Source organism: Vibrio sp. E150_011 (assembly GCF_053544015.1).
Window position 1 is genome coordinate 18,313 of record NZ_JBHFOL010000015.1, and the last position, 13,033, is coordinate 31,345.

General features: G+C 45.6%; 10 protein-coding genes. 5 read left to right on the forward strand and 5 right to left on the reverse strand.

Features of this window, described 5'->3' with window-relative positions:
* The first annotated feature begins 16 nt into the window (after positions 1-16).
* From ACE1OE_RS18820 to ACE1OE_RS18840, 5 genes are all read left to right on the forward strand, one after another.
* Complete coding sequence (locus ACE1OE_RS18820) at positions 17-1,735, forward strand: dipeptide ABC transporter ATP-binding protein (protein WP_449211941.1); 1,719 nt, start codon at positions 17-19, stop codon at positions 1,733-1,735.
* Positions 1,736-1,825: 90 nt separating this feature from the next.
* Positions 1,826-3,379 (forward strand): ABC transporter substrate-binding protein, encoded by a 1,554-nt coding sequence (locus ACE1OE_RS18825; protein ID WP_102470851.1) that lies wholly within the window; start codon positions 1,826-1,828, stop codon positions 3,377-3,379.
* 148 nt (positions 3,380-3,527) lie between these two features.
* Positions 3,528-4,505, forward strand: a complete 978-nt coding sequence (locus ACE1OE_RS18830) for an ABC transporter permease (protein ID WP_102470852.1) — start codon at positions 3,528-3,530, stop codon at positions 4,503-4,505.
* Positions 4,506-4,507: 2 nt separating this feature from the next.
* Positions 4,508-5,452, forward strand: coding sequence for an ABC transporter permease (locus ACE1OE_RS18835; RefSeq protein WP_102470853.1), 945 nt, complete (start codon positions 4,508-4,510; stop codon positions 5,450-5,452).
* Positions 5,453-5,576: 124 nt separating this feature from the next.
* On the forward strand, positions 5,577-6,530 hold the full coding sequence (locus ACE1OE_RS18840; RefSeq protein ID WP_449211942.1) for an SPOR domain-containing protein: 954 nt from the start codon (positions 5,577-5,579) through the stop codon (positions 6,528-6,530).
* Between the two features lie 30 nt (positions 6,531-6,560).
* Here ACE1OE_RS18840 and ACE1OE_RS18845 read toward each other — a convergent pair whose 3' ends face one another.
* From ACE1OE_RS18845 to ACE1OE_RS18865, 5 genes are all read right to left on the reverse strand, one after another.
* Complete coding sequence (locus ACE1OE_RS18845) at positions 6,561-7,574, reverse strand: acyltransferase (protein ID WP_449211943.1); 1,014 nt, start codon at positions 7,572-7,574, stop codon at positions 6,561-6,563.
* Between the two features lie 184 nt (positions 7,575-7,758).
* Complete coding sequence (locus ACE1OE_RS18850) at positions 7,759-9,207, reverse strand: chitinase (protein WP_449211944.1); 1,449 nt, start codon at positions 9,205-9,207, stop codon at positions 7,759-7,761.
* A gap of 247 nt (positions 9,208-9,454) precedes the next feature.
* Positions 9,455-10,810, reverse strand: coding sequence for a glutathione-disulfide reductase (gorA, locus tag ACE1OE_RS18855; protein ID WP_102470857.1), 1,356 nt, complete (start codon positions 10,808-10,810; stop codon positions 9,455-9,457).
* A gap of 314 nt (positions 10,811-11,124) precedes the next feature.
* Complete coding sequence (locus ACE1OE_RS18860) at positions 11,125-11,823, reverse strand: glutathione S-transferase family protein (protein WP_372060233.1); 699 nt, start codon at positions 11,821-11,823, stop codon at positions 11,125-11,127.
* Between the two features lie 212 nt (positions 11,824-12,035).
* A complete protein-coding gene (locus ACE1OE_RS18865; RefSeq protein WP_449211945.1) occupies positions 12,036-12,875 on the reverse strand; it encodes a 23S rRNA (adenine(2030)-N(6))-methyltransferase RlmJ in 840 nt (279 codons plus the stop codon).
* Positions 12,876-13,033: the final 158 nt, after the last annotated feature.

The following is a 13,033-nucleotide window of genomic DNA, read 5'->3' on the forward strand; positions in this document are numbered from 1 at the left end:
CAGTAGAGGTCTGGTAATGTCATTATTAGAAGTAAAAAATCTTCGTATCGAATACCCATCCCGCCATGGGGTACATGCCGCGGTTAAATCTTTGTCGTTCAATGTTGAGCGCGGTGAAATAGTTGGTGTGGTTGGGGAATCGGGTGCGGGCAAATCAACAGTGGGTAACGCTGTCATCGATTTGCTTTCTCCTCCAGGTGTTGTTGCCGCTGGTGACGTGTTCTTGGATGGTGAAAAAATATCAGGGCTTTCACCGGAAGCCATGCGTAAAGTTCGTGGTTCTAAGATAGGATTTATCTTTCAAGACCCGATGACCTCTCTAAACCCGCTTTTTACGGTTGAGCAGCAGTTAAAAGAAACGATCCATGCCAATATGGATGTCTCGGATGATGAAGCCTATGAACGCTCACTCAACCTCATGAATCAAGTGGGTATCCCACAACCAGAAAACCGTCTTAAACAGTATCCACATCAGTTTTCTGGTGGTATGAGACAGCGCGTGGTTATCGCGATTGCCTTAGCAGGCGAACCTGACCTTATTATTGCCGATGAGCCAACGACGGCGTTAGATGTGTCGATTCAAGACCAAATATTGGGTTTGATTCGTGAGTTATGCATCAAAAACAACGTAGGTTGTATGCTGGTTACGCATGATATGGGTGTGGTATCTAACGTCACCGACCGTGTTGCGGTTATGTACCGTGGTGACCTAGTCGAATTTGGTCCGACCGCTAAAGTGTTGGGTGACCCAGATCATTCCTACACTCGTAGCCTTATATCAGCGGTACCTCGTTCTGATGTTAAGCTGGGGCGTTTCCCATTGGTGAGTTACATCGAAGATGCAAAAGAGATGGAACCACTTGATATTAAGAATCACTGGTTAGGACAAAGCCAGGATCAGCGTGAATATACTGGTCCATTGCTTAATGTCGAGAACGTGAACCTACGTTTTATTACCAAAGATTCTTTGTTTGAGAGCCGTCGTGAGTATGTTCAAGCCTCGAATAATGTCAGCTTTGAGGTTCACGAGGGTGAAACGTTTGGCTTGGTTGGTGAGTCGGGCTCAGGTAAATCGACCATCGCACGCATCATTGCGGGGCTTTATGCACCGGATGCGGGCAAAGTTAGCTTCGAAGGCATTGATCTTACTGGTTTAAAATCTGAGAAAGAACGTCGCCCTATGCGTCGTCAGATGCAAATGGTATTCCAAAACCCGTACACATCGATGAACCCTCGTATGAAAGTCTACGATATTGTTGCTGAACCGATTCGTTTTCATAAGCTCACCGCGAATGAGAATGAAACGAAACAGGTTGTGGATGACCTGCTGCAGCATGTGGGACTGGGAAAAATGGCTGGCGTGAAATACCCGCATGAATTCTCTGGTGGACAGCGTCAGCGTATCTCCATTGCTCGTGCATTAGCCACTCGCCCAAGACTTTTGATTTGTGATGAGCCGACTTCGGCGTTAGACGTATCCGTTCAGGCACAAATCTTGAATCTATTAAAAGACTTACAACAAGAGCTTAATCTGACCATGCTGTTTATCAGTCATGACTTACCGGTTATTCGCCAGATGTGCGACAGGGTAGGTGTGATGCAAATGGGTACGCTACTTGAGGTCGCGCCGACCGAGCAGTTGTTTTCCGACCCACAGCATGAATACAGCCAGCATTTGATTTCCTTAATGCCTGAGTTTAAGGGCTTAAGAGAAGACACAGCAAAAACGGCGTAAGCCAATAAGAAATCCCTTACGGGACTTGATAACAGAAGCAAACACAACAATTACGGGATCCGGATCCCCGCATGAAGGAGTTATGCAAATATGAGAACCATGAAAAGCAAATTAGCAGTGGCGCTAATGGCCGCAGGCCTGAGCTTTAATACATTAGCAGCAGACATCAAGGTTGGTTACGCTGCTGACCCAGTATCACTAGACCCGCATGAGCAATTATCTGGTGGTACACTGCAAATGTCACACATGGTGTTTGACCCACTAGTTCGTTTTACCCAAGACATGGATTTTGAACCTCGCCTAGCAGAAAGCTGGGAGCGTGTTAACGATACGACGGTTCGATTCAATCTTCGTAAAGGTGTTAAGTTCCACTCAGGTAATGCGTTGACGGCTGACGATGTCGTTTGGACGTTCGACCGCCTACAAAACTCTCCAGACTTCAAAGCTATCTTCGACCCATACGAAAAAATTGTTAAGGTTGACGACTACACATTTGACCTAGTAACAAAAGGTCCTTACCCACTTGTGCTGCAAACGGCAACGTACATTTTCCCAATGGATAGCAAGTTCTATTCAGGTAAAACAGAAGATGGTAAAGACAAGTCTGAGCTAGTGAAGCACGGTAACTCATTTGCTTCTACGCACGTATCTGGTACAGGTCCATTTATCGTTACGGCTCGTGAGCAAGGCGTAAAAGTTGATTTTGAACGTTTTGCTGATTACTGGGATACCGAGTCAAAAGGCAACGTAGATAAACTAACGCTCGTGCCAATTAAAGAAGATGCAACACGTGTTGCAGCGCTTCTTTCTGGCGGTGTGGATATGATTCACCCGGTTGCGCCAAATGACCACAAACGTGTGGCATCGGCTGATGGCATCGATCTTGTGACGCTGCCTGGTACTCGTATCATTACGTTCCAAATGAACCAAAACAGCAACGAAGCACTGAAAGATGTGCGCGTTCGTCAGGCGATTGTTCACGCAATTAACAACGAAGGCATCGTTAAGAAAATCATGAAAGGCTTTGCAACAGCCGCAGGTCAACAAAGCCCAGCTGGTTATGTCGGTCACGATGATGCGCTGGTTCCACGTTATGACGTGAAGAAAGCGAAAGAGCTAATGAAAGAAGCGGGCTACGAAGACGGCTTTACGCTTTCTATGATGGCGCCAAACAACCGTTACGTGAACGATGCAAAAGTAGCGCAAGCGGCGGCGGCAATGCTGTCTAAGATTGGCATTAAAGTGGATCTTAAAACGCTACCAAAAGCACAGTACTGGCCTGAGTTTGACCTTTGTTCTGCAGACATGATGATGATCGGTTGGCACTCGGATACAGAAGATTCAGCGAACTTCAACGAATTCCTAACGATGACTCGTAACGAAGAAACAGGTCGTGGTCAATACAACTGTGGTCACTACTCAAACCCAGAGATGGATGCAATCGTAGAAGCAGCGAACGTAGAAACGGATCCTGCGAAACGCGCTGAAATGCTGAAAGGCGTTGAAGCAACGTTGTACAACGATGCCGCATTTGTTCCTCTTCACTGGCAAAGTGAAGCGTGGGGCGCGAAGTCTAACGTGAAAGCGGCAGACATCGTTAACCCAATGGTTATGCCTTACTTTGGCGACCTAGTGGTTGAGTAATCACGTTTAGTACACGTTAATAAGAGGGGAAAGTCTTCCCCTCTTTGTTCGCTTTATACTACTTAGTTTTATTTCAGTCGGACTAAGTGGTTATTAAGACTGAATAAGTTCTCGTTACAGAGACATATGGATAGTTAAGGGGCAAGGGATGTTTTCGTTTCTGGTCAAGCGCCTGTTTCAGGCACTGATAGTGATGTTTGTGATCAGTTTGGTGGCATTTGCCATTCAGGATAATCTGGGTGACCCGCTGCGTGAGCTTGTAGGTCAGTCGGTTTCGGAAGCAGAGCGTCAAGCACTGCGTGATGAGTTAGGCCTCAACGATCCTTTCGCTACAAAGTACACTCGTTTTATTGGTGCGGCACTGCAAGGTGATCTCGGCACATCATACTTTTTCAAACGTCCTGCTGTGGATGTCATTCTCGATAAGTTGGTAGCAACCCTCGAGTTGGTGTTCGGCGCGACGTTAATTATAATTTGTTTATCGATACCGCTCGGTGTCTATTCAGCCATTCACCCGAAAAGCTTCTTTACCAAGCTCATCATGGCCGGCAGTAGTATCGGCATCTCGATTCCGGTTTTCTTAACGGCCATTATGTTGATGTACGTTTTTTCTATTGAACTTGGTTGGTTACCGTCGTTTGGTCGAGGCGAAACCGCGAATGTACTGGGCTGGCAGTCAGGTTTCTTTACGATTGATGGCATTAAGCACTTGGTGCTGCCATGTGTTGCATTAGCTTCGATTATGTTGCCGTTGTTTATTCGTTTAGTTCGTTCTGAAATGCTGGAAGTACTGAGCTCTGAATACATCAAGTTTGCTAAAGCAAAAGGGCTACCTCTTCGTAAAATCTATTATCAACATGCCCTTAAGAACACGATGCTCCCTGTATTAACGGTGGGTGGTGTTCAGATTGGTACGATGGTGGCCTACACCATTTTGACGGAGACTGTTTTCCAATGGCCAGGAACTGGCTTTCTTTTTCTTGAGGCGATCAACCGTGTAGATACACCACTGATCACGGCTTACGTTATCTTTGTTGGCCTGATCTTTGTCGTGACAAACACCATCGTTGATTTGATGTACGGATTGATTAACCCAACCGTGAACCTAACAGGAAAAGGAGCGTAAGCATGAGCCAAACAAATGTAGCAACAGTTCCTTCAGCTTGGGAACGTTTTAAGCAATCAGATTTCTTGTACTACTTTAAGCGCGATAAAGTCGCGATGACGAGTTTTACTATTTTTATGGTTTTCTTGGTGCTGGCGTTATCTGCACCACTCATCGCTCCTGCTGATCCCTATGATCTGAGCTCGATTGATATTATGGACTCAGAGCTTCCTCCTTCTTGGATGGAAGAGGGGGATTCGAACTTTGTACTGGGGACCGATGACCAAGGTCGTGATATTTTATCAACGATCCTCTATGGTTCACGTCTTTCATTGACGATTGGTTTTCTGGCGGTCGGCCTACAACTGTTCTTAGGCATTATCATTGGTTTGTCTGCGGGTTACTTTGGTGGCCGTATCGATAGCTTCTTGATGCGTTTTGCCGATGTGCAGCTGTCATTCTCTACCATGATGGTCGCGATCATTGTATCGGCGATATTCAAGGCCAGCTTTGGTACTGAATTTTATAGCCAGTACGCAGTGACGATGCTGGTGGTTATTATTGGGGTGGCGGAATGGCCTCAATATGCTCGTACGATTCGTGCCTCTGTATTGGCAGAGAAAAAGAAAGAGTACGTAGAAGCGGCACGAGTGATGGGCTTCAAAGCACCAAAAATCATGTTCCGCCATATCCTACCAAACTGCTTATCGCCAATTTTGGTTATTTCGACAGTACAAATTGCTAACGCCATTATGTCGGAAGCAGCGTTATCATTCTTAGGACTGGGCCTACCTGTTGACCAACCTTCATTGGGGTCGTTGATTAGTATTGGCTTTAACTACATCTTCTCTGGTTCATGGTGGATTACTGTCTTCCCTGGCATCGTGTTGATTACGTTAGTTCTAGTAGTAAACCTATTAGGCGACTGGTTAAGAGACGTATTTAACCCGAAAATCTACAAAGGGTGATCCAGAGAGATTGATTTTTAATCCCAATCCTCACTACACTAAGAGTCGCACATAAGTGCGGCTCTTTTTATTTGTGCCGCTTATGGAAACTAGCCTGTCTTATCTAGAGTGTTCGAGGATGTATATGAGCTCTTTAAATGGTGTTAAGGGATCACATTGCCTGCCGATAAGCGCAATCATGGGAGCCTTGTTGTTAGGGTGCAGTGTCATCTCTACCCCAGTTGTTGCCGCAGAGTTCCTCTGTGATGCGTCTCAGCCTTCTATGTCACAGCTTCCTATTTTGGGTCAAAGCTGCCCGATCGGGAAAGGGGTATGGAGCAGCACGGTACCGCAAACGTCCACATCGCTGTATTGGATACAATGTGGCATCCTTGATGAACCGATGTCATTGAATAGCGCTAAAGTATTGTACGGCGCTATTTCGACGCATGTTTGGATGAAGCCTGAAGGACAAAGTCAGCGATGCCTGATTGGTCCCTATCATGATGCGGCACTCGTGCAAAAAGAATTGGTGAAGATTAAAGCCTTGAAGGGTTACAAAGACGCGTTTATACGTCAGGTTGAGCGTGGCGCTTCTAAAGGTGGAGCGTTAGAGAGCGAACCAAAAAAATACCCTAAATCTAGCGCGAAGCCCAAGCAAAAAACAAACACTATCGCGCAAGCTGCTGCACCTGTAGTTAAAGAGAAAAAGCCGGTCAGCAAAGCGAAATCGATTCAACCTCTTGCTACATCAGTATCACCGTCTTTAACGGTTCGTCTTGAGGCTAAGGTTGAAGGAAAACGCTATGCGGTGCCGTACCTAACAGGCAATCAGCAGCAATTCTATATGGAACATGATAAGCCATGGAATCGGGTCAATTACCATACCGCCATCAAGATGTGTGGTGATCTTAATATGCATTTAGTGACGGACGATGAATGGCAGCATTTACTCGGCTCCAAAGTGATGCACAATAAACAATGGCCTATGCAAATGCCGTATTGGGGAGATGGTCAAAAAGGTTTGTTTACTAACGGCAAAATATCACCATTAAAAAGTAATACTCTGCTCAATGTGGTGTGCGTAGGTGGCAAGTAGGGCTTCCTTCAGCAGAAAGCCCATCAAGCCTTATGGCAGTAGCCAACGTGTTTTCGTGCTGCGAGAGAGCAACCAACTGGTGAATAAGGCACAGCTGCCACTGATTGCAACCCATAATGGAATCATTATGATGGGGTGGCCTTGATGCAGTGCTAGCTCATTCATTGGCCACAAAAAGAGTGGATGAAGAATGTAAATCCCTAGGCTGTGTTGACTAATAAAGCTCACAACCGTTTTGAATGTCCCTGTGATACGGTCAGCATAGGCTTTTGCCAACACAAAAACCATGCTAGCAGCAAAAATGGTATTGGTGGTTTTGTAGGAAAACCAGCGTCCAACCGAGTAACGATCAGCCGCAATGCTGTTCTCTATCACCATGTATGTCCCTAACGCCATCCCCCCTAATCCAAGAATCAGCGCTATCATCACCGTGGTGTTATTAATAGGTAGCTTCTGGAATAAGATGTAGCCTAACGGTAACAGTCCCATATAAAGCCAAAACTGTTCGCTCCAAGGTCCATCAATCCGCATTAAGAATAACAAAGTAGTGAGCAACCACACCCCAGTGAGTGCATACAAGGCCGTATCGTCATAACGACGAACTAAGATTTGCAGAAAAGGAATTGCGGCATATAAAGGGATAAAGTAATAGAAAAAGCCAAGGTGATAGTACGTTGAATGATGATAACTCTCCGCTAACACGTCTTTCACCATACCGGCGTCAAATCCAGTGATCGTCCAGCCAGATAAATACGCATAAAATAACGACCAAGCAAGGAAGGGAATGAGTACCTTGCCGAGCCTGCGAGAAAGATAATACTTCAAGTTAAACGGACGTTGATCACTGAGCATTAATGCACCTGTAATCAAAATGAACACCGGTACAGCCCAACGACTAAAGCCATTAAACGTAATGGCGGTCATCCAATCTCCCATTGGGATTTGCCCTAATTCATGACGATAAGGACCCAGTGCATGGATAATGATGACCGCAAGTGCGGCAACACATCGCATTACATCAAAGAAGAATACGTGTTTTTTCATTCCGAGCTCACTACAAGATAAGGAAGAAGGATTGTAACTTGGATTATAGTTAATCAGTGCAGTGGAATGAAAATATGTTGTTAAATAAATAGATAACAATCAAATTGCCCCGAAATAATGAACGGGGTATGAGTGATAGATCATTTCTTGAATTCGACAAAACACGCATTACTTCGCCATTAATTTAAGGGCAGCTAACCTCATCCCAAAACCAATTAGATTGTGTGGGTGCTTGCCAAATACCAGGGTTGTTCTTGGCAATAAAGCACTTATTAAGGTGGGAGGTCATATCGCCGTTTTCTATTTGGGTAATACCACTTCCCCAAACTACGACCGACGGGGGAGGCGTGTTATTATTTTCTCCTGAACCTGGTAAAGTGTCCACAATTCTTACTTCAGGCCAGTTGGCATGCGACCCAAAGACATTGGTGACACATTTTTCATAGTCGCCGGGAACTAATGCGGAATAAGCCGTTTGATAGCCGGCGAGATTGCATTCAAAAGAGACCCCTCCAGGACGATCTGCATGGTACTTCCAACTGGCTTCCCAGTTAGTGTAAAGCACATCGATTGCACCATTAAGGTTGAGACTACCGTAAGGGGTTTGCTGCCAGCACGTATTGGATTCATCGGCTTCAATTGGGATTTGGTAGTGAGCCGATAACCCCTCCCAATAGCGAATACGATTGACGGGTTGTCCTTTATCTTTGTTTTGTTCGCCACACTCGATACCGCCATTAATGATGTTAATAGTAGTCCCAAACCCATAACCAATGCCTGCATCCGCTTCGCGTTGTGAGGGTGTCCATGTACGATCAATCACATGCAGCATTGCCGGTTTTGGTGCTTGAGGCGTTAAGAAAAACCAAAGGGCAGAGGCAAGATTAAGCCAAGAATCGGCCACGAGAGCGGGGTTATTGAGCAACACCGTGGCGTCACCGTCAAACATAACTTCAGAAAAAGCGCCGTAATTGAAATGATACGAGAGTTGTTTAGCGCCTCGCCCGAAATAACCTTGGTTTGGTGAACATGGCCAGCGTTTATTTTGCCAATCATTTTGTCCACACCCCGTGGTGTAGCCGGGTTGTCCTTCCGACCAACCCATTTCACGCACATGGACCAATGCTTGCTGCCATTCTTCCAATGCCAGAGGATTATCCCAAGTATTATCAATGGCAATATGCCCCCCCGTTTCTTGTGAGAAGTGCGCAAAAACAGTCACGATCGAGCGCTTACAAATGGCGTCGGCATCACGTCCATCAGTGTAATCACCACAAAAAGTGGGAAACTTACCGATGGCTCTCAATAGACGTGTATAGGTGTATTCAGGGGCGGCCATTTGGGTAAGAAAATCCCACTCACTACGAGAGAATACTCGTTCCGCTCGCCTCACGTTCTCAGGATTAGTTGTAAGGTTAGGTTCGATGGTGTCGACGACCGTATTATGGCGGGTGATGAGTGCTTTCGCCCAGACCGCATACATTGGATTAGCGGTCTTTTGTCGTTCACTTGTTTGTATTTCCGAGCGTAATAGGACGTATCCTGTTGGATTTTTTGGGTCTGGTATGGGGTTGAGCGCGAAAGCCGAAGTGCTGACTGAGCTGAGTAAGCTAAGCCAAAGAATTGATTTCATCGTAACGTTCCTTATTAGTGATTAGATCGCCACCCTTTAGCGGATGCTAAATAGGCATTCATTTTGTTTGATAGCGAAAAAACTATAGGAAAAGGACTGAAAGAGGCTTGTCGGTATTAACTTAGATGCGAGGCGCTTCGAAGAATTCTCAGAGACAATAGAAAAGTATGGCGTAGAAACGTCGGTTGAGATGAAAAAAAGCCCGACAATAATGTCGAGCTTTCGGTTTTGTTCGTGAAGAGAAGCGTTATCTCATGGTAACAAATTCTTCAGATCCGGTAGGGTGAATCGCTACAACGGCATCGAAATCAGCCTTGGTTGCGCCCATCTTCATTGCAACTGCGAAGCCTTGGATCATTTCATCTACGGTAAAACCGATACCATGAAGGCCAACAACCGTCTCTTCTGGACCAGCGCAAACCAGCTTCATCTTACATGGTTGACGGTGCTTAGTGACGGCGGTGTACATTGCCGTGAAGCCAGATGTGTAGACCTTAACGTTGTCTTTGCCGTACTTCTCTTCGGCTTCTTGAGTCGTTAGGCCAATCGTACCGATTGGTGGGTGACTAAATACAACCGTTGCCACTAAATCGTAGTCCATTTTTGCGTCAGGCTTATTGTTGAACAAACGCTCAGACAACTGACGACCGGCTTTTACAGCCACAGGAGTGAGCTCGATACCGCCTTCCATGATATCGCCGACACAATGAATGCCTTCAATGTTAGTGGTTTGGTATTCGTCGACCTTGATGTAGCCGCGATCGTTGGTCTCAACACCGGTAGCACTTAGGTTAATAGCATCGGTTGCTGGGTGACGACCGATAGCCCAAATAAGTTGATCAACGTTTTGCGTGTTACCATTTTCTAGATGCAGAGTTAGGCTGCCATCCGCTTCTTTCACCACTTCTTTTGGAACCGAATGAGTGTGAAGTGTTGGGCCTTCGGTATTCATCACCTCAACTAGGGTCTCGATGATCATTGGATCAAAGCTACGAAGTGGTGACTCTTTACGGCAAAATAGGTGGGTTTCTGTGCCGAGGGCATGCAGTACGCCAGCGATTTCAACCGCAATGTAACCCGCGCCAATCACCGCGACACGTTTTGGCTGTTCATTAAGTTCAAAGAAACCATTTGAATCTATGCCGTGTTCTGCTCCTGGAATGTTTGGGATACTTGGGCGGCCACCAACGGCAATAAGAATGTGATCGGCTGTATAGTGTTCGCCGTTCACTTCAACCGTTTTTGCATCAACGAACTTGGCAAAGCCTTTAATGACATTGACTTTGTTGTTACCTAATACGCGGTCGTAAGATTGATGAATACGACCGATATAGGCTTGACGATTTTCAACCAACTTGCTCCAGTCGAAGCCTTTGACTTCAACATCAAACCCATAGTCTTCCGCATACAGGTTCATCGCTTCTGCGACTTGGGCGCCATGCCACATGACTTTCTTCGGCACACAACCGACGTTGACACAGGTGCCACCAAGGTCTTGTGCTTCAATTAGCGCAACTTTAGCACCGTACATTGATGCACGGTTTGCCGATGCAATACCGCCGCTACCACCGCCAATACAGATATAGTCAAAATGAGTCGCCATTACGTTCTCCGAGAGCTGATTAATTTTATGATTATTGATAACAAATACATTGGGGTGAGCATAGTTGAACTCAATGTTATGGCAATGTTTTGTTAAAGAATCGCTATCCCTATCATAAATCGAGTCTAACAACTTTAGCCAATGGGAAAAAGTGGCTTTGCTTATGAGTAATAACGATTAATCCCTAGATGTGGCTCGCGAGGTTTATCTTTTGCACTTGAAGCCCCTGGTTAGGGGCATCAAGTGCAAAGCAAACGTTCTAGAGTTTGCCTAGAAACCTTCGAGCAGATTTGGGCTTACGTAACAGGGTCAAATCAACCACAACAGCTCGTTGTTCCACAACCACTTTGAGCTTGTACATCTTTACCATCGGCGAGATAGGTATTGGTCAGATAAAAATCGCTGAATAGCGAAACAAAGTCATCGGCAACCGTTTTTTCAACTAGCCCCGTTGCCAGCATGTTTTGTTGCCATGTCTGCATTTTTGGCAAGCCACAGAAAAAATCATACCCTGAATGGGCTTTTACAATGGCAGCACGATGCAGCAGTGGTAACCAAGCAATATCAACGTTACTGAGTGCGTCAGACTTAAAGAATGTTGTGTCCCCAGAAAGCTGTTTTTCAGCTTTTTTGAATGCCGCCAGCAACTTTTCTGTGCGTGTTTCAAACGTGGTTTTGTCTTTACTGCCCATGGTGCCACATTGTGGGAGGTAGTTTTTAGACCCTAGGTAACTCCAAGCACGATCTAAAGCGCGCTGTTCATTGGAGACGTTTTGCTCTATTGGGCCAAATTCGTCTTCGATGTATTCAATGATGGCATCAGATTCAAACAACGCCGTACCCGATTCCGTTACTAATACCGGTACCTGACCGTTTGGTGAGATATCAAGAAACCACTCGGGCTTGTTTTTTAAGTCAATATATTCAATCTCGTAGGGAATGTTTTTTGTTGCTAGTGCGGCTGTGACGCGTTGAACAAATGGGCAAATTTTAAAACTGATCACTTTAATCATAGTGGTTATCTCTTTCGTCGAGTGCTTATCAAATCAAGCAAGGTTAGTGATTGAAGCTCATTGAGCGACTTACACCTATAAGACGAAGGGGCCAGAAAAAAGACGACGCTTATTGGGAAAATAATGAAAAAAAGATCATGAAAAAGAAAAACCGTGCCGACACGAGGTCACAGCACGGTTTCCGATATATTCGTGATAGAACGATTGAACTATTACTCTGGTACGATCCATTCCACCTTGAAATGGCCAGTGGCAGGAGCAATTTTTTCTTTCAAGTACGGCAAGATGGTTTTCATCTGTTGCTCGAGTGTCCAGGGTGGGTTCACAACGATCATTCCCGACGCTGTCATGCCACGCTCATTGGTATCAGGGGACACACCTAATTCAATCTGTAGTATTTTACGAATGCCAAGGCCTTCAAGACCGTCGATCATATCTTCAATATCCAAGCGATTAACCACCGGGTACCAAATGGCATACGTGCCTGTCGCCCAGCGCTTATGACTTTGGGCAATGGCGGTCACTACATCGCGGTATTCCTTGGCTAGCTCATACGGTGGGTCGATTAAGACTAAACCGCGTCGCTCAACAGGGGGAAGGCTACCTTTAAGGCGCTGAAAGCCATCTTCTTTGAAGATTTTTACCTGACGGTCTCGGTGAAACTCCTGCTCAAGCAATGGGAAGTCGCTAGGATGAAGCTCAGTAAGTAGCATTCTATCTTGTGGACGAAGGTGTGCACGAGCCACTCTTGGTGAGCCTGGGTAATAGCGTAGTGTGTCGTCGTTATTGAGTTCAGTAATAGACTTAATGTAAGACGCCATGTCTTCAGGGATATCGCTATTGCCCCAAATGCGCGCAATACCTTGTTTGTATTCCCCAGTCTTTTCCGACCATTCATGGGTGAGATCGTAGCGACCTACGCCAGAATGGGTATCGTGATAAACGAACGGCTTTTCCTTGTTTTTTAGAGAATTAAGGATAAGACTTTGTACTATGTGTTTGACGACGTCGGCATGGTTACCCGCGTGAAAACTGTGTCGATAGCTCAGCAAAATGAAGACTCACTTAAATGGTCGAATGGACGGATTATAACCCTATCTGCCGATGATACCCAGATAAGGGCGAGAAAACTGTACATCATTAAAATCACACTATGGTATGCGAATCGCCAGCAGCCATTGAATTTTTCGATCATTGCCTACATTTATCT

Excerpts from the sequence above, each read along its gene's own strand:
- ACE1OE_RS18835 (WP_102470853.1), top strand. The coding sequence starts at position 4,508 with ATGAGCCAAACAAATGTAGCAACAGTTCCTTCAGCTTGGGAACGTTTT.
- ACE1OE_RS18860 (WP_372060233.1), bottom strand. The coding sequence starts at position 11,823 with ATGATTAAAGTGATCAGTTTTAAAATTTGCCCATTTGTTCAACGCGTC.
- ACE1OE_RS18825 (WP_102470851.1), top strand. The coding sequence starts at position 1,826 with ATGAGAACCATGAAAAGCAAATTAGCAGTGGCGCTAATGGCCGCAGGC.
- ACE1OE_RS18830 (WP_102470852.1), top strand. The coding sequence starts at position 3,528 with ATGTTTTCGTTTCTGGTCAAGCGCCTGTTTCAGGCACTGATAGTGATG.
- ACE1OE_RS18840 (WP_449211942.1), top strand. The coding sequence starts at position 5,577 with ATGAGCTCTTTAAATGGTGTTAAGGGATCACATTGCCTGCCGATAAGC.
- ACE1OE_RS18850 (WP_449211944.1), bottom strand. The coding sequence starts at position 9,207 with ATGAAATCAATTCTTTGGCTTAGCTTACTCAGCTCAGTCAGCACTTCG.
- ACE1OE_RS18820 (WP_449211941.1), top strand. The coding sequence starts at position 17 with ATGTCATTATTAGAAGTAAAAAATCTTCGTATCGAATACCCATCCCGC.
- ACE1OE_RS18845 (WP_449211943.1), bottom strand. The coding sequence starts at position 7,574 with ATGAAAAAACACGTATTCTTCTTTGATGTAATGCGATGTGTTGCCGCA.
- gorA (WP_102470857.1), bottom strand. The coding sequence starts at position 10,810 with ATGGCGACTCATTTTGACTATATCTGTATTGGCGGTGGTAGCGGCGGT.